15 protein-coding genes are annotated in these 17,062 nt (G+C 73.0%); 11 read left to right on the forward strand and 4 right to left on the reverse strand.

The features are described from left to right. The first annotated feature begins 52 nt into the window (after positions 1–52). From ACIQ9P_RS31055 to ACIQ9P_RS31065, 3 genes are all read left to right on the forward strand, one after another. A complete protein-coding gene (locus ACIQ9P_RS31055; RefSeq protein WP_402363516.1) occupies positions 53–877 on the forward strand; it encodes a DsbA family protein in 825 nt (274 codons plus the stop codon). Next, positions 874–1,497, forward strand: a complete 624-nt coding sequence (locus ACIQ9P_RS31060) for a vitamin K epoxide reductase family protein (RefSeq protein WP_402363519.1) — start codon at positions 874–876, stop codon at positions 1,495–1,497. Before ACIQ9P_RS31055 ends, ACIQ9P_RS31060 begins: the two co-directional genes overlap by 4 nt. Before the next feature lie 172 nt (positions 1,498–1,669). Then, positions 1,670–2,395 carry a dienelactone hydrolase family protein gene (locus ACIQ9P_RS31065; protein ID WP_402363523.1) on the forward strand — a complete coding sequence of 242 codons (726 nt, stop codon included), beginning with the start codon at positions 1,670–1,672 and terminating at the stop codon, positions 2,393–2,395. 114 nt (positions 2,396–2,509) lie between these two features. On the opposite strand, the gene ACIQ9P_RS31070 is transcribed toward ACIQ9P_RS31065, so the two are convergent. Next, positions 2,510–3,511: an adenosine deaminase gene (locus ACIQ9P_RS31070; protein ID WP_402363526.1), complete on the reverse strand. Its 1,002-nt coding sequence runs from the start codon at positions 3,509–3,511 to the stop codon at positions 2,510–2,512. Between the two features lie 372 nt (positions 3,512–3,883). Between ACIQ9P_RS31070 and ACIQ9P_RS31075 the strand changes: the two genes are divergently transcribed. From ACIQ9P_RS31075 to ACIQ9P_RS31095, 5 genes are all read left to right on the forward strand, one after another. Further along, the gene (locus ACIQ9P_RS31075; protein WP_402363529.1) at positions 3,884–4,165 is read left to right on the forward strand and encodes a DUF6158 family protein; all 282 of its coding nucleotides are present in this window, start codon (positions 3,884–3,886) and stop codon (positions 4,163–4,165) included. A gap of 154 nt (positions 4,166–4,319) precedes the next feature. Next, positions 4,320–5,708 carry an NADP-dependent succinic semialdehyde dehydrogenase gene (locus ACIQ9P_RS31080; protein ID WP_402363532.1) on the forward strand — a complete coding sequence of 463 codons (1,389 nt, stop codon included), beginning with the start codon at positions 4,320–4,322 and terminating at the stop codon, positions 5,706–5,708. 350 nt (positions 5,709–6,058) lie between these two features. Then, positions 6,059–6,517 (forward strand): RICIN domain-containing protein, encoded by a 459-nt coding sequence (locus tag ACIQ9P_RS31085; RefSeq protein WP_402363535.1) that lies wholly within the window; start codon positions 6,059–6,061, stop codon positions 6,515–6,517. A gap of 320 nt (positions 6,518–6,837) precedes the next feature. Continuing rightward, complete coding sequence (locus ACIQ9P_RS31090) at positions 6,838–8,259, forward strand: DUF2079 domain-containing protein (RefSeq protein ID WP_402363538.1); 1,422 nt, start codon at positions 6,838–6,840, stop codon at positions 8,257–8,259. 73 nt (positions 8,260–8,332) lie between these two features. Further along, on the forward strand, positions 8,333–10,060 hold the full coding sequence (locus tag ACIQ9P_RS31095; protein ID WP_402363541.1) for a DUF2079 domain-containing protein: 1,728 nt from the start codon (positions 8,333–8,335) through the stop codon (positions 10,058–10,060). A gap of 113 nt (positions 10,061–10,173) precedes the next feature. On the opposite strand, the gene ACIQ9P_RS31100 is transcribed toward ACIQ9P_RS31095, so the two are convergent. Next, positions 10,174–10,452, reverse strand: coding sequence for a hypothetical protein (locus tag ACIQ9P_RS31100; RefSeq protein ID WP_402363545.1), 279 nt, complete (start codon positions 10,450–10,452; stop codon positions 10,174–10,176). A 31-nt stretch (positions 10,453–10,483) separates the two neighbouring features. Further along, positions 10,484–11,665, reverse strand: a complete 1,182-nt coding sequence (locus tag ACIQ9P_RS31105; protein ID WP_402363548.1) for a Ku protein — start codon at positions 11,663–11,665, stop codon at positions 10,484–10,486. Between the two features lie 170 nt (positions 11,666–11,835). On the opposite strand from ACIQ9P_RS31105, the gene ACIQ9P_RS31110 reads away from it, so the two are divergent. After that, positions 11,836–12,042 carry a hypothetical protein gene (locus ACIQ9P_RS31110; protein WP_402363551.1) on the forward strand — a complete coding sequence of 69 codons (207 nt, stop codon included), beginning with the start codon at positions 11,836–11,838 and terminating at the stop codon, positions 12,040–12,042. Positions 12,043–12,110: 68 nt separating this feature from the next. On the opposite strand, the gene ACIQ9P_RS31115 is transcribed toward ACIQ9P_RS31110, so the two are convergent. After that, positions 12,111–13,433: a metallophosphoesterase gene (locus ACIQ9P_RS31115; protein ID WP_402363898.1), complete on the reverse strand. Its 1,323-nt coding sequence runs from the start codon at positions 13,431–13,433 to the stop codon at positions 12,111–12,113. 267 nt (positions 13,434–13,700) lie between these two features. Between ACIQ9P_RS31115 and ACIQ9P_RS31120 the strand changes: the two genes are divergently transcribed. Further along, positions 13,701–15,155 (forward strand): amino acid permease, encoded by a 1,455-nt coding sequence (locus ACIQ9P_RS31120; protein WP_402363554.1) that lies wholly within the window; start codon positions 13,701–13,703, stop codon positions 15,153–15,155. A gap of 312 nt (positions 15,156–15,467) precedes the next feature. Then, positions 15,468–16,442, forward strand: coding sequence for an EI24 domain-containing protein (locus ACIQ9P_RS31125; protein WP_402363557.1), 975 nt, complete (start codon positions 15,468–15,470; stop codon positions 16,440–16,442). The last annotated feature ends 620 nt before the right edge of the window (positions 16,443–17,062 follow it).

Consider the following 17,062-nt stretch of genomic DNA (forward strand, 5'->3'; position numbering starts at 1 on the left):
GTGCGCCCCCGCGCCCGCACGCCCCGCCACGAGCACCAGGACGACCTCCACCATGAGCACCTCCCCCAAGAAGAACACCACCCCCGGCGACCGGAAGGCCGCCCGCAAGGCCGCCACCGAGCGGATGCGCCAGGAGCGCGCGCAGGCCGAGCGCTCGGCCCGGATCCGCCGCCGGGCCGTGGTCGGTACCGCCTCCGCCGTCCTGATCGCCCTCGCGGCGGGCGTCGCCTTCGCCGTCGGCGGCTCGACCGGCTCCGGCTCCGGCTCGGCCGACACCGCGTCCGGCCCGCTGGTCGTACCGGCGAACGCGAGCGGCGCGGACGGCACCGTGGTCACCTACGGCAAGGCGGACGCCCCGCACACGCTGGAGGTCTACGAGGACTTCCGCTGCCCGTTCTGCGAGCAGCTGGAGACCACCACCGGCCCGACCGTCCAGCAGCTCGCCGACGCCGGCAGCTACAAGATCGAGTACCACCTGGCGACCTTCCTGGACCAGGGCCTCGGCGGCAAGGGCTCCCGCACCGCGCTGGCCGCCGCCGGCGCGGCGCTGAACGAGGGCGTGGACAAGTTCAAGCAGTTCCACGACGTGCTCTACGCCAACCAGCCGGACGAGCGCGACGACGCCTTCGCCGACGTCAACCACCTGCTCGACCTGGCCGACAAGGTGCCGGGCCTGAAGACCGACGGCTTCGTCAAGGCCGTCCGCGAGGGCACCTACCTGCCCTGGGCCGGCCAGGTGAACAAGGCATTCGACAAGAGCGGCGTCACCGGCACCCCGACCGTCCGCCTGGACGGCAAGAAGCTCGACGTGTTCTCCGGCGGCAAGGCCGTCTCGCCCGAGCAGTTCACCGCGATGGTCAAGCAGGTGACCGGATGACGGCCCCCGCTCCCGCCGGCGCCCGGCCCGGGTACGGCGCGAGCCGCCCGTTCGCCCTGCTGCTGGTGATCGGCGGCGCGCTGGGGCTGTTCGCCTCCGCCGTCCTCACCCTGGACAAGATCCGGCTGCTGAAGGACCCGTCCTACGTCCCGAGCTGCAACATCAATCCGATCATCAGCTGCGGCTCGATCATGCGCAGCGACCAGGCCGAGGCGTTCGGCTTCCCCAACTCGCTGCTCGGTCTGGCCGGCTTCGCCGTGGTGATCGCGATCGGCGCCGGACTGCTGGCCGGCGCCACCTACCGGCGCTGGTTCTGGCTGGGCCTCCAGGCCGGCACCGTCTTCGGGATCGGCTTCGTGACCTGGCTGATGTACCAGGCGCTGTACCGGATCGGCGCGCTCTGCCCGTACTGCATGGTGGTGTGGGCGGCGATGATCCCGCTGTTCTGGTACACCACCCTGCACAACCTGCGCACCGGCGTCCTCCCGGTCCCCCGCTCCCTGCGCCCGGCCGTCCGCGAGGCGGCCCGCTACCACTGGGTCGTTCCGGCGCTCTGGTACGCGGTGATCGCCCTGCTGGTCCTGAAGCGCTTCTGGTACTACTGGTCGACCCTGCTCTGACCGGACCCTACCGACGGCTCCCACCCGCGGTTTCCCGGGTGGGAGCCGTCCGTCCGTCGCCTCCGGGCCGTCCACGGACCGCCGGACCTGGTCGGTGCGCGCCGGGGACCCGCCTTCCGCCGGCAGCGGAACGCCGGTCCCACCGGCCGGGCGACCACTACGGTCCGGGTTCATGACGACGATCACCACGCGCGCGGTCGAGTACCCGGCCGACGGCCTGACGATGACCGGGCACCTCGCGCTCCCGCCCGGTGCCGACCGCCGGCCCGCGGTCCTGGTCGGACCCGAGGGGATGGGGCTCGGCGACGTCGAGCGCCGCCGGGCCGACGCGCTCGCCGAGCTGGGATACGTGGCACTCGCCTTCGACCTCCACGGCGGGCGCTACCTGGGCGAGCCCGAGGAGATGCTCGCCCGTTGCCTGCCGCTGCTCGCCGACCCCGGACGGATGCGGGGAGTCGGCCACGCGGCGCTCGACGTGCTCCGCGCCGAGCCGCGGACCGACCCCGACCGGATCGCCGCCGTCGGCTACGGCACCGGTGGCGCGATCGCGCTGGAGCTCGGGCGCGACGGCGTCGACCTGCGCGCGATCGGGACGGTCAACGCGGTGACCACGGGCCGACCGGGCGAGGCGGCGCGCATCCGCTGTCCGGTGTGGGCCGGGGTCGGGTCGGAGGACCCGATCATGCCGCCCGCGCAACGGGACGCGTTCACCACCGAGATGCAGGCCGCGGGCGTCGACTGGCGCCTCACGGTCTACGGCGGCGCCCTGCACGCCTTCCACCACCCGCCGGTCGACCACACCACGGTCCCCGGCGTCGGCCACCATCCGCGGCACGCGCGACGGGCGTGGCGTGACGTCCTCGACCTGCTCGCCGAGTGCCTGCCCCTGACGGAGTGATCCGGTCGGCGACGCGCTCCGACGCGCCCGCGGCGCCGTCCCCGGCCCCCGCCCCGGCGCCGTCCCCGTTCCCGGGGGCGGCGCCGCGGGCGGCCTCGGACGCCGGGGTCGGCATCAGACGCCGGGGGTGCCGAACTCGTAGGCGTCGACCTCGGCCAGCAGAGCGGCGCGGCGCTCCTCGGGCAGGAACGAGGCCCGGAAGGAGTTGGCCGCGAGCAGCCGCAGGGTGTCCTGGTCCAGGCCGAGCGCCTCGGCGAGGGCGTCGAAGGTGTCGCCGACATAGCCCCCGAAGTAGGCCGGGTCGTCCGAGTTGACGGTGGCCAGCAGGCCGGCCGCGAGGATCGCGGGCAGCGGGTGGTCGGCCAGGGTGTCCACGCAGCGCAGCCGCACGTTGGAGAGCGGGCAGAGGGTGAGCGGGATCCGCTCCCGGACCAGCCGCTCCACCAGCGCCGGGTCCTCCAGGCAGCGCAGCCCGTGGTCGATCCGCTCCACCCCGAGCACGTCCAGCGCCTCGGTGATGTACGAGGCCGGGCCCTCCTCGCCGGCGTGCGCGACCCGGTGCAGCCCGGCCTCGGCGGCCCGCCGGTAGACCTCGCGGAACTTGGCCGGCGGGTGGCCGACCTCGGCGGAGTCCAGGCCGATGCCGGTGATCCGCCCGCCGAACCAGGGCCGGGCCGCCTCGAAGGTCTCCAGCGCCGACTCGGCCGACTCGTCCCGCAGGAAGCACATGATCAGCCGGGTGCTGATGCCGTGCCGCTCCCCGGCCCGGTCCAGCGCCCGCCCGAGCCCGTCCACGACCACCGGCAGCGCGACCCCGCGGGCGGTGTGCGCCTGCGGGTCGAAGAAGATCTCCGCGTGCCGCACCCCCTGCGCGGCCGCCCGCTCCAGGTACGCCTCGGCGAGCTCCTCGAAGTCCTCCTCGGTCCGCAGCACCGCCATCAGCGCGTAGTACAGGTCGAGGAACGACTGCAGGTCGCCGAACGCGTACGCCCGCCGCAGCTCCTCGGCGTCCGCGAACGGGAGCACCACGCCGTTGCGCCGGGCGAGCGCGAAGGCGAGCTCGGGCTCCAGCGTGCCTTCGATGTGCAGGTGGAGTTCAGCCTTGGGAATTGCCATCGACGCCTGTCCGGTGATTTCGGTACGAATACGAAGGTTTCATCCTACGTTTCCCCGCCCGGTCCTTGCCCGATCCGGAGCCGGGCGGCCTCCCGGCGCGGCTCCACCGCCGTCGAACGGGTGTACCGGTGGGCCCGACGGGGCACCGGGTACTAGGGCGTGTTTGCACATTCCCGCCGGGTCCGCGACGCCGGGCATCCCGGCTGGACGCACGCCCGAATCGCCCAAGTACGACCCAGTACGAGGACGATTCGGGCGCACGCCCAGCCGGGCGCCCAACGCCGCGGCCTGGTCCGACGCGAATGTGCAAACACGCCCCAGGGGGTGCCGACACCCCCTTCGGGGGGTTCCCGTTCCGAGGAGGCAGTGGACATGGCGCAACCCGACACCGCGCACGCCAGGCCGCAGGGCATCTCCCCGCACGCCCTGGGCAACGACACGCTGCTGCACGAGCTGGAGCAGCTGCACCGGACCAGGCACGAAACCTTCCTGTACGGGTCGGAGGACGCCCTGAAGCGGCACACCCTGCGCACCGGGCAGCTGGAGGCCGAGTACCTGCACCGCTTCCCCAACCGCCTGGTCACCGCCGGGCGGACCAGGGCGGGCGCGCGGGCCCGTGACGCCGCGGTCCGGGCGGAGGCGCTGCCGGAGTAGCCCCGGCCCCCTGACGGCCGCGAGCGGCTCGGAGCGGCCGGGAAGAGGCGTCCGCCGGGACACGCCGGGCGGCGGTGGTGCCCCGGGCCCGGGCGGTGGGCCAGGGTGGGAGGACCGACACCTCCACCCCCGCGCACCCCTGGGAGGGGCCCCGATGCCCATCGCAAGCGTGAACCCGGCGACCGGCGAGACCCTGGAGACCTTCGAGCCGCTGGACGCGGCCGGTCTGGAACAGCGGCTGGCCCGCGCCGAGGCGGCCTTCCGCACCTACCGCACCACCTCCTTCGCCCAGCGCGCCGGACTGCTGCGCCGCGCCGCCGAACTGCTCGACGAGGACCGCGAGACGGTCGCCCGGACGATGACCGAGGAGATGGGCAAGCCGATCGCGGCCGCCCGCGCCGAGGCCGCCAAGTGCGCCAAGGCGATGCGCTGGTACGCCGAGAACGCCGAGGCGCTGCTCGCCGACGAGCACCCGGAGCCGGCCGACGTGGCCGACGCCGGGGCGGCCCGCGCCTATGTGCGCTACCGGCCGCTGGGCGCGGTACTGGCGGTGATGCCGTGGAACTTCCCGTTCTGGCAGGTGGTGCGGTTCGCCGCGCCGGCGCTGATGGCGGGCAACGTCGGGCTGCTCAAGCACGCGTCCAACGTGCCGCGCACGGCGGTGGCGCTGGAGGAACTGTTCCGGCGGGCCGGCTTCCCGGAGGGCTGCTTCCAGACCCTGCTGATCGGCTCGGGCGCGGTCGAGGGCGTGGTCCGCGATCCCCGGGTGGCCGCGGTGACGCTGACCGGCAGCGAGCCGGCCGGGCGGGCGGTCGCGGCGGCGGCCGCCGACGAGGTCAAGAAGGCGGTGCTGGAGCTGGGTGGCAGCGACCCGTACGTGGTGATGCCGAGCGCGGACGTGGACGCCGCCGCGGCCACCGCCGTCACCGCGCGGGCGCAGAACAACGGCCAGTCCTGCATCGCCGCCAAGCGATTCATCGTGCACGCCGAGGTCTACGACCGGTTCACCACCGCGTTCACCGAGGCCATGCGGGCGCTGCGGGTCGGCGACCCGATGGACGAGGCGACCCAGGTCGGCCCGCTGGCCAGCAGCCAGGGCCGGGACGACATCTCCGAGCTGGTCGAGGACGCCCGGGCGCACGGGGCCCGGGTGGAGTGCGGCGGGCGGCGGCCGGAGGGCCTGGAGGCGGGCTGGTTCTACGAGCCGACGGTGCTGACCGGCATCACGCCGCGGATGCGGATCCATCTTGAGGAGACCTTCGGCCCGGTGGCCACGGTCTACCGGGTGGCGGATCTGGACGAGGCGGTGGCGCTGGCCAACGACACCCCGTTCGGGCTCAGCTCCAACGTCTGGACCGAGGACCCGGCGGAGCAGGAGCGGTTCGTCCGGGACATCCAGGCGGGCGGGGTCTTCTTCAACGGCATGACCGCCTCGCACCCGGCACTGCCGTTCGGCGGCGTCAAGCGCTCCGGCTTCGGCCGTGAGCTGTCGGGCCACGGCATCAAGGAGTTCTGCAACGTCACCACGGTGTGGATCGCCTGACTCCGCTCCCCCCGCGCGACCTTCGCGCCCCCGGCCGGGGCCGTGCGCCCCGGCCGGATCCGGCCAAGTTCGGGCACGGTTGATTGCTCCGATTTGCCCGGTTGTCCCCGGCCCGCCACCCGAAGGGGAACCCGCCACCCTTCACAGGGTCCGGCCAGAACCTCCACAGAAATCCCTTCGCCGACAAACTGACGTGAATTATTGCGCTAATATTCAGAGCATTTATACGGCTCTATTGCCAGTGGCCGAAGAAAGACCCTCGATCTGGCCGGTAATATCGCCATCCCGCATTTCCGGATATGTTCCTCAACGACCGGCCGGAGGGCCGGTCACCACGGGAAGGAAATGCGATGAATCTCCTCCAGCGCACCGTCGCCCTCGTCGCCTCGACCGCCGTCCTGGCCGGCGGCGCGACCGTTCTGGCCGCCGGCCAGGCGAGCGCCGCCACCAGTGAGATCACCCTCCAGAACGTCGCCACCAGCCGCTACCTGGACAGCAACGGCAACGGAAACGTCTACACCCTCCCCGGCAACGGCGGCTCGTACCAGCGCTGGTACGCCGGCGACCTGGGCGGCTCCACCTTCACCCTGCGCAACAAGGCCACCGGCTTCTGCCTCGACTCCAACGGCAACGGCAACGTCTACACCCTGAGCTGCAACGGCGGCAGCTACCAGAAGTGGGTCCGCGGGAACGGCTCCTACGGGCACACCTACCGGAACCTCGCGACCGGCCTCTACCTGGACAGCAACGGCAATGGCGACGTCTACGCCCTGAGCGGCAACGGCGGCTCGTACCAGCAGTGGCGGTGAATGTCCGTCAGATCAGTGATCATCAAGCCAACATGATGATCTGACGAACAGGCAGAGAATAGGAACCCTCCCCGGCGCCTCAATCGCCGGGGAGGGCTTCTCCATGCTACGGTGCCCGCCCGGGGCCGACACGCCCGGCGGCGTTCGCCCGTGGCTGAACCCGCCCGCCACCCCGAGGCGTCGAACAAGAATCGGCCGCAGACCACTCGCACCCGGAACGACGGGGATGTTCAGTGACAATTAGTACACTCACATCAGCACTTCAACGCAGGACGGAGGGTGACGAACCGTCGAGCGCGGCGTCCCCCGCCGATCGGCGGGTGCGCTTCATCCCCTGGGCGGTCACCCTCACCCTGTTCCTGGTCTACGCTTTTTTCACCATCCGCCGTCATGAACTCCTCCTCACCAGCGGGTACGATCTCGGGATCTTCGAGCAGGGCGTCCGCGGCTACGCCGAGGGCCGCGGCCCGATCGTCGAACTCAAGGGCCCCGGCTTCAATCTGCTGGGCGACCACTTCTCCCCCGCCCTCGCCGCCCTCGCCCCGTTCTACTGGCTCTGGCCCTCCGCGAAGCTCCTGCTGCTGGCCCAGTCCGCCCTGGTCGCCGTGGCCGCCTTCCCGATCACCCGCTGGGCGTTGCGCGAGCTCGGACCGATCGCCGCCGGGGTCACCGGGGTCGGCTACGGGCTCTCCTGGGGGCTCGCCTCCGCCCTCGGCTTCGACTTCCACGAGATCACCTTCGCCGTCCCGCTGGTCGCCTTCTCCGTCGTCGCGCTCGGCGAACGGCGCTGGACCGCCGCCCTCGCCTGGGCCGCGCCGCTGGTCCTGGTCAAGGAGGACCTCGGCATCACCGTGGCCGCCGTCGGCGCCTACATCCTGTGGCGCGGCGACCGGCGTGTGGGCGTGGCCGGAATCCTCCTCGGCATCGGCTCCTCGCTGCTCGAACTCCTGGTGCTGCTCCCGGCCATGAGCCCCGGCGGCAGCTTCGCCTACTGGGACAACCTCAGCGGCGGCTCCGGCGGGCGGAACCTGCTCACCCTGCCGCTCGACCTGGTCACCCCGGGCGAGAAGGTCACCACCGTCCTGCTGCTGCTGGCACCGACCGTGCTGCTGGCCGCCCGCTCCCCGCTGATGATCGTCGCCCTGCCCACCCTCGGCTGGCGGCTGCTCTCCAACAACCCGGCCTACTGGGGCACCGGTTACCACTACAGCGCCGTCCTGATGCCGATCGTCTTCGCGGCCTTCGTCGACGTGCTGGTGAGGGCCCGCGCCTGGCAGCGGCCGCTGCCCCGCCGGATCGCCCGCGCGGCACTGCCGGTCAGTCTGACGGTCACCCTGGCGCTGCTCCCCGGCTTCGCGTTCGGGCAGCTCTTCTCCACCGAACTGTGGCGGACCCCGGCCCGGGTCGAGGCCGCCCGCTCCGTGCTCGCCGACATCCCGGACGACGCCCGGGTCGCCGCGTCCAACCGGCTGGTGCCGCAGCTGACCAACCGCTGCGAGGTCATCGTCTTCGGCTGGCCGCAGAACTGGGCGACGGCCGAATGGATCGTGGTCGACGAGGGACAGCCGATGGGCTGGCCGCTGCCGCCCGAGCGCGAGCGGCAGGAGCTCACCACCGTCAAGCACAGCGGCTACCAGGTCGTGCGCAGCGACCACGGCATCACCCTGCTGCGGCGCGCCCCAGGCACCGCACCACCCGCGGCGGCCGACCCACCGGCGCCCGCCGCACCCGCGGCCGGCTGATCCGGCGCCCGCCGCACCGCGGCCCGCCCGGACAGCAGCCCCGACCCCCGCCCCCGACCACTCCAGGGATCCCGTGCCAGTCGAAACCGGGCTCAGCCCGTCCACCCGCCCGAGCCGACCGCTGCTGCCGCGCACCGGACGCCCGCCCGCGCCCGGCGCCGCCGCGCTCTCCGGCCGCCGGACCGCCGTCCTCACGCTGCTCTGCTTCGCCGTCACCGCGGCCTGCGGACTCCAGCAGTGGTCGGCGGTCCTGCTGGGCGGCTTCGACCTCGGCATCTTCCACCAGGGCGTGGCCGGCTACGCCCACTTAGAACTGCCGATCTCGCCGGTCAAGAGCTACCACCACGAGTTCCCGCCCTCCTTCTCCCTGCTGGGCGACCACTTCTCCCCGATCCTGGCCGCGCTCGCGCCGCTCTACTGGATCTGGGAGGACCCGCGGACCCTGATCCTCGGACAGGCGCTGCTGCTCGCCGCCGGGGTCCCGCTGATCCGCCGGATCGCGGTGCGCTGCTTCACCCCGCCGACCGACGGCGGCGAAGCGGGGACCGAGGACCGGGACGGGGACGGGGACGGGCACCCGGCCGGGGACGATCCCGCGCGACTGCGGACCGTACGCCGGGTCGCCGACCTGGCCGGCCTCGTCTACGGCCTCGGCTGGCCCCTGCTCGCCGCCGGCCGGGGCGGCTTCCACGAGGTCGCCTTCGCCGTCCCGCTCATCCTGCTGATGCTCGAACGCGGCCTGGCCCGCCGCTACGGCACCGCCGCCCTCGCCGCCGCCCTGCTCTGCCTCACCAAGGAGGACCTCGGCCTTCTGGTCGGCATGTACGGCCTGGTCCTGCTCTGGCGCGGCCGCCCGCGCGGCGACCGGCAGGGCGAACGGGCCGGGGACCGGCGCGCCCTCGCCTACGGCGCCGGCCTGCTGATCGGCGGCCCGCTGGCCTCCGCGCTCGCCATCGTCGAACTGATCCCCGGTATGGGCGGCAAGCCCGACTACTACTGGGTGTACGGCCCGCTCGGCCCGGACGCCGGGACCGCGTTCGGCAATGTGCTCGGGGACCCCCTGCTGCTCGTCCAGGTCGCCACCAACGCCACCGTCAAACCGCTGCTGCTGCTCTGGCTGTTCGGCACCCTGCTGCTGCTGCCGCTGCGCTCCGCCACCACGCTCTGCCTGCTGCCGCTGCTCGCCGAACGCGTCCTGTCGGACAACCCCAACCACTGGTCGATCGCCCACCACTACGACGCCTTCCTGTGGCCGGTACTGCTCACCGCCACCCTGGAGGCGCTCGGCCGCCTGCACGCCCGGGGCGGGCGGCACCGGCGCACCGGCTACGGCCTGGGCCTCGCAGCCGTCGCGATCTCCCTGGTGAGCAGCCTGCTGCTGGGCGGGGTCAGTCTGCTGACCCCCGCCTTCTGGCGCCCCTCCGCGAGCAACGCGGCCCTGGTCCGGGGCGCCGCGCAGATCCCGGACGGCGCCCTGGTGGAGGCCGACAACCAGGTGGTGCCGCGACTGGTCGGCCGCACCGACGTGGTCCTGGTGGACGGCGTGCCGCGCGGGCGCGACTACGTCCTGATCCGCTCCGACACCCGGACCTTCCCGTTCCAGACCTCGGCCGAGCAGGCCGAGCGGATCGATCTGCTGCTGGCCCACGGCTACCGGCAGGTCTGGGGCGAGGACGGGGTGGTGCTGCTGCACCGCGAGAGCGACGAGCCGGTGCCCGGCGCGCGGGTGCCCGACGACGGCAGTACGCCGGTCAAGGAGATCGTCCCCTCCGATGTCGGCCACAACCTCTTCAAGGGCTGAGCGCCGGTCCCCGGCCCTGTCCCCGAGCGCGGGCTCGGGGACAGGGCCGGGGACCGGACGTGGGACTGGAACGGGGACCGACGGGGCCGGGGCCGGGATGCTCCCGGGGCGGGTCAGGTGGCCATCCGGTGACGGCCCCGGCCCGGTGTGGCCCATCGGGCGACGACGCCGACCAGCGCCAGCACGGTCACGCCCCAGATGACGCTGAAGACGATCAACCAGGTCAGCGAAGCCTGGGTGCCGATCGCGCCCAGACCGATCGAGAGGCCGACCAGGAAGACCACGGCCGTCGGGGAGAGACTGCACAACCAGTGCCAGACCCGGTGCGCCGGGCTCGGGTGGGCGGGCGCGTCGGGGCCGGTGTCCTGTGCCTTGTAGGTGATCAGGTCCATCGGGAATCGCCTCCGGGGGTGAGGGGGGAGGTCACGAGGCCCTCCGGGGAGCGGCGGGCTTCCGGGTCGTGGTGGTGCTCTTCTTGGCGGTCGTGCTCTTCGCGGTCGTGCTTCTCGCGGTCGTGCTCGTGGCGGTCGTGCTCTTTTTCGTGGCCGTGCTCCTGGCCGTGCTCTTCTTGTCGGTCGCGGCCTTCTGCGCGGTGGCGGGCTGCTTCGCGGTCGTGGACTTCCTGCTCGTGGCGGCCGACGGTTTCGAGGCCGTCGCCTTCGGAGCCGTCGTCCTTGTCGCCGTCTTCGCCGTCTTCGCCCTCGGGGCCGCCGTGCTCTTCGCGGCGGCACGTCCGCGCGGCGGCGGCCGCTCCTCGACCGACCCGGCCTCCGCCTCCCCCGGCTCCGCCCCGGCCTCGGTCCCGTCGGCGCCGGTCCGGTCCGGATGGGCGTCCTTGGCCCGCCGCAGACTGCTGCGCAGCGCCTCCATCAGGTCGATGACGTTGTCCGGCGCCTCCCCCGCCTCCTCCTCGTGCGGGATCTCGACCCCCTGCAAGCGCGCCTCGATCACCTGTTGGAGCGCCTGCTGGTAGTCGTCGTGGAGCTGTTCCAGGTCGAAGTCCTCGGAGAGGGTCTCCATCAGCGAACGCGCCATCCGCAACTCCTGCGGCCGGACGGTGATGTCCTCCTCGGGCGCGATCCCCGCCGCCGGGCGGACCTCGTCGGGCCAGATGCAGGTCTGCAGCACCAACGTGCCGTCGTGCACCCGGAGCACGGCCGGCGACTCCCGGCTGCGCAGCGCGATCTTGGTGACGGCGATCTGTCCGGACTCCACCAGCGCGTCGCGCAGCAGCGCGTACGGCTTCGAGGCCGCCTTGTCGGCGACACCGACGTAGTACGCCTTGGAGAACATCAGCGGATCGATCTCGCCCTCGTCGACGAAGGCGAGCACGTCGATGATCTTCTTGCTGGGCAGCGGAAGGTCGGCGAGGTCCTCGTCGGTGAGGGTGACCGTCCGGCCGTCCGGGGACTCGTAGCCCTTGGCGATCTCCGCGTACGGGACCTCCTTCTCCTCCTCCTCGCAGTACCGCTTCATCCGCACCCGCCCGCCGTCCTTGGCGTGCACCTGGTGCAGGGGGACGTCGTGCTCCTTGGTGGCGGAGTACAGGTGGACGGGGATGGAGACCAGGCCGAAGCTGATCGTCCCCTTCCAGGTGGTCTGCATGGGGTCGCTCCTTCCCGGAGCCCGCCCGTCGGTTCGCGGTCGGTCGCGCGACGGGTCGCACCGGCCGGGGCGCCCGGCCCCGGAGACTCCCACTCTGCCCGGGTTTGCCCCGATCGGCCACCGGCCGCCGACCGGCGGACAATGGACGGCGGAACGGAGGTGGACGCACCGTGCGCGACACCCGACCGCCCCCGCCGCCGGACACCACGACCTACCGCGTCCGCTACGCCTTGGCCGGCCGCCCCGGTGTACGGCGGGCGGAGGTCACCCTTGTGCCGGGATACTCCCGGGAGAGCGACATCCCGGCCCTGCTGGCCGCCCGGCTCCGCCTCGATCCGGACGGCCGGGTCGTCCTCCTGGACGTCACCGAAGCCTGAAGCGCCCGGCCCCCGCCCCCTGGCCCCCGTCCCCCGGACCCCGCGGGCCGCACCCCGCAGGCCGTCGCTCAGGCCCGGAGCGAGGCGAGCGTGACGATGGTGATGTCGGACGGGGCGCCGACCCGCACGGGCGGGCCCCAGGCGCCGGCGCCGCGGGTGACGTACAGCTGGGTGTCACCGTACCGCTCCAGGCCCGCGACGGTCGGGTTGGCCAGTTCCGCGATGTAGTTGCCCGGCCACAGCTGGCCGCCGTGGGTGTGTCCGGACAACTGGAGGTCGACGCCGTGCCGGACCGCGTCGTGGATGGTTACCGGCTGGTGCGAGAGCAGGACGGAGGTGCGGGCCGGGTCACGGTCCCCGAGCGCCCGCCCGAAGTCGGGGCCGTCACCCTCGCGCTCCCCGGCGATGTCGTTGACCCCCGCCAGGTCGAAGCCGCCGAGTTCGACCCGGGCGTTCTGCAGCGGGTGGACGCCCAGCTCGCGGACGAAGTCCACCCAGGGCGCCGCGCCGGAGAAGTACTCGTGGTTGCCGGTGACGAAGTAGGCCCCGTCGCGGGCCCGGAGCCGTGCCAGCGGCTCGGCGTCCCGTCCGAGCTCCGGCACCGTGCCGTCGACCAGGTCGCCCACGATCGTGATCAGGTCGGGCCGGGCGGCGTTGATGGTGTCGACGATCCGCTGGGTGTGGGCGCGGCCGAGGATCGGGCCGAGGTGGATGTCGCTGACCACCGCGATCCGGTAGCCGTGCGCGGCGGCCGGCAGCTTGGCGAGCGGGACGGTCACCTGCTTGAGCTTCGGCCCGCGCAGCACCCCGTACATTCCGTTGCCGACCACGGCCGCCGCCGCGCCGGAGGCGCCGATCGCGACCGCGCGGGCGACGAACAGCCGCCGTTCCGGCGAGGGCGCGGCGGGGACGGGGGCGGCCGTCGGGGCGGCGGGACCGCTGGCCGGGGTGGCGGGCGCGGGCCCGTCCGGCGCGCTCCCGTCCGCTTCGGGCCCGTCCGCTTCGGGCCCGTCCGCTTCGGGCCCGTCCACTGCGGGTCCGTCCGGCGTCGACGCGGCCGACACCGCCGATCGGGTCCGGGACGGCAGGCGGAGCAGCAGCGGCCGGAGCAGTTCCCCGACGGCGAGCGCCAGCAGCAGGTACAGCAGCACCGCCAGCCAGAGGTAGCCCGGCCAGGCGAACCAGCGCTCGACCGCTATCGGGAACGCCCGCCCGCCGACCAGCGCCCCCACCGAGAGCAGCGGCAGGACGACGGCGAGCACCGTGCCGGTCCGGCGCCAGGGGCCGCCGGGTGCCGAGACGTCGCGCACCAGCCGGCGCCAGAGGTACCAGTGGACGAGGGTCAGCAGGGCGAGCACGAGGAGGACGCCGAGCACCACGAGGACGATCATCACGCCGCCAGTATGAACGGCGCCCCGACAAACCCCCCGGGAGGGCCCCGAGTTACTGGCGATGCGTCAGATCTGAGCTTTCCCGGACACCAGTTCACCCACCCTGACCTGGGCCTTTACGTCCGCTGAGCGAACAGTTCCCGATGCCTTGTTCCGATACCCGGAGGTAGAGGTTAGGTTGCACCGCAATGCGCGGATCCGTCCCCCCACCCTCCGGTGATCGAGCCGAGAGTCGGGCCGCGCCGGAAAGGCACAGGGCACCCCACGATGAGTGCGGACACCACCACCCGGGCCGGATCCCCTCCGCCCCGTGACTCCGCTGAACGCCACCCCACCGGGCAGGGCCAAGGCGGCGACGGCCACCTCAAGGCCGGGCTCAAGAACCGCCACCTGTCGATGATCGCCATCGGCGGCGTGATCGGCGCCGGCCTGTTCGTCGGCTCGGGCGCGGGCATCGCGGCCACCGGCCCCGGCATCCTGCTCTCCTACGCGCTGGCCGGTGTGCTGGTCGTCCTGGTGATGCGGATGCTCGGCGAGATGGCCGCGGCCGACCCGCAGAGCGGTTCCTTCTCCGCGTACGCGGACCGGGCGCTCGGCCGCTGGGCCGGATTCAGCATCGGCTGGCTGTACTGGTTCTTCTGGGTCGTGGTGCTGGCCGTCGAGGCCACCGCCGGCGCGAAGATCCTCAACGGCTGGATGCCGGGCGTCCCGCAGTGGGCGTTCGCCCTGATCGTGATGGCCGTGCTGACCGCGACCAACCTGGGCTCCGTCGCCTCCTACGGCGAGTTCGAGTTCTGGTTCGCCGGCATCAAGGTGGTGGCCATCGCCGCCTTCCTGGTGGTCGCGACCCTGGCCGCGTTCGGCCTGCTGCCCGGCACCCACGCGGTCGGCACCAGCAACCTGACCGGTCACGGCGGCTTCCTGCCGCACGGGGTGGGCGCGGTCTTCACCGGCATGCTCACCGTCGTCTTCGCCTTCATGGGCAGCGAGATCGTCACCCTGGCCGCCGGCGAGTCCGAGGACCCGGAGAAGGCGGTCAGCAAGGCCACCAACAGCGTGATCTGGCGGATCGGCGTCTTCTACCTCGGTTCGATCCTGCTCGTGGTGACCTTGCTGCCGTGGGACTCCGCGGCCGTCAAGGGCAGCCCCTACGTCGCGGTGCTGGAGCACGTGGGCATCCCCGGCGCCGGCCGGGTGATGGACGTGATCGTCCTCACCGCCGTGCTGTCCTGCCTCAACTCGGGCATGTACACCGCCTCCCGGATGGCCTTCTCGCTCGGCCAGCGCGGCGACGCGCCCCGCGCCTTCGCGACGGTCACCCGGCGCGGCGTGCCGCGGGTGGCGATCCTGTCCTCGGTGGTGTTCGGCTTCGTGGCCGTCTTCTTCAACTACACCTCTCCCGACACTGTCTTCTCCTTCCTGCTCAACTCCTCCGGCGCGGTGGCGCTCTTCGTGTGGCTCGTGATCTGCTTCTCCCAGCTCCGTATGCGCCGGATCATCGAGCGTGAGATGCCGGAGCGGCTGACCGTCCGGATGTGGCTGTACCCGTACCTCACCTGGACCGCGATCGGCATGATCGGGTTCGTGATGGCGTACATGTTCACCGATGCCGACGGTCGGAAGCAGATGTACCTGTCGCTGGTCGCCGCGGCCATCGTGCTGACGGCGTCGGCCGTGGTGGGCCGTCGGCGGCGGGCCGCGGCGGAGGCGCCGGCATCCTGAGCCGGCGCGCAGTACCGTCCGCGGGCACCGGGCCCGGGAGCCGTTGCGGAGGCTCCCGGGCCCGGTGCCGTTTCCGGCACCCGGTTCTCCCCGCCACCCCGGCCGTCTCCTCCGCCTGCGCCGCCTGCTCCGCCCTCTGCCTGCTCCGGCGGCTCCGGCTGCTCCGCCCTCTGCCTGCTCCGGCGGCTCCGGCTGCTCCGCCCTCTGCCTGCTCCGGCTGCTCCACCTGGCTCCCCGGCCAGGCACGTCCGGTTCCGTTCCGTGACGGGACGGACATGACCCGGCGACCCGTCAGCACCTACCCTTCCCCTCATGCGAGATCTTGCAGCGGGGATGGGGTACCTGGCCAAGGGCCAGAAGTGGGTGGCGCGGCACGGCCGCTGGTGGGCGTTCGGGATGATCCCGGCACTGATCACCCTGGCCGGCTACGTGGTGGCGCTCTTCTTCCTCGGCGGCTGGGCCGGGGACATCGCCGCCTGGGCCACCCCGTTCGCCGACCACTGGACCTCGTTCTGGCAGGACCTGCTGCGCACCACGCTCGCGACGCTGGTGTTCGTCGGCGGGCTGCTGCTGTCCGTGCTCACCTTCACCGCGGTCACCCTGCTGGTCGGCCAGCCCTTCTACGAGGAACTCTGCGAGAAGGTCGACGAGACCGAGGGCGGCGCGCCGACCCCGCCGGACGTGCCGCTCTGGCGGGAACTGGTGGTGGCGGCCCGGGACAGCCTCTTCGTCCTGGTCCGGGCGGGCGGGTTCGGCGTGCTGCTGTTCGCGGCCGGGTTCATCCCGGTGGTCGGGCAGACCGTCGTCCCCGTGCTGGGCTTCCTGGTCTCCGGCTTCTTCCTCACCCTGGAGCTGACCTCGGTCGCCCTGCAGCGGCGCGGGGTGCCGCAACGGGAGCGGCTGCGGCTGCTGCGCGGGCGGCTCGGGCTGGCCTTCGGCTTCGGCGTGCCGCTGGTGCTGGGGTTCCTGGTCCCGCTGGTGACGGTGGTCGCCATGCCCGGCGCCGTCGCCGGGGCGACCCTGCTGGCCCGCGACCTGGTGCCGGTGGAGGAGGAGCCCATGGCGGACGAGGACGGGGACGGGGACGGGGACGGGGCGGGTGCGGAGGCCGCGAGCGGGGAGGCTCCGGGCCCGGCGGAGGTCCCGGACCTGCCGGAGTACCGGGCACAGCGGCCCGCGACGGCCAACCCCTACGCCGAGAACCCGTACCCCGAGAACCCGTACGTGAAGGACTCCTACGCCGGTGCGCCCCGACCCGCGGAGCCGAACCCGTACCGGAGCGCGTGACCGGAGCGCGTGACCGGAGCGCGTGACCGGAGCGGGTTGCCGGGCCGGCCGCCCGGAGCTCGTGACCGCACCGTCACACCGCGTGCGGATCGCCGCGCCCGCGTGTGAGGCCCCCCACAGGGCTCCGGCGATCTACTGCCGCCGATAGTGGTGGACGGCGAAGGCATTCGCCGCTCCCGACCCGGGCCCGTCGGTCCGGCATTCGACCGGGACGGCGGACCGGTCACCACGGACCCGAAGAACGCAGGCGGTCAGCCGCTTCGGGCCGATCGTTCGTCGACGATCCCGGGGCCTGTGCCATCGATTCATCAAAACGGACAAATCGTATCGAAGTGCCCGCCATGGGTCGGGCACTTCGCCGTTTCGGCGCCTTCGTGCCACTACCGACCGTAGTAGCCGGCGCCTTTGCCGCCCGTTCCGGGCTCTGCCAAGAATGGTCCGTCGCCAGGCAGCGCGGCCGGTCCCCCCGCCGCGCAGCTCCCGCCGCCCCGCACCTTCGACGGGGCACGCACCACGGCCGTCCCGTACGCCACCGCGGGCCGCTCACCCGAGCGGAACCCGCGTGATGCCCGGCGCCCGCGCCGCCGCCCCCACCCCGGGGACGGCACGCCCCGACGGCC

The sequence above is a fragment of the Kitasatospora sp. NPDC094019 genome (assembly GCF_044764505.1).
Taxonomy (GTDB): Bacteria; Actinomycetota; Actinomycetes; order Streptomycetales; family Streptomycetaceae; genus Kitasatospora.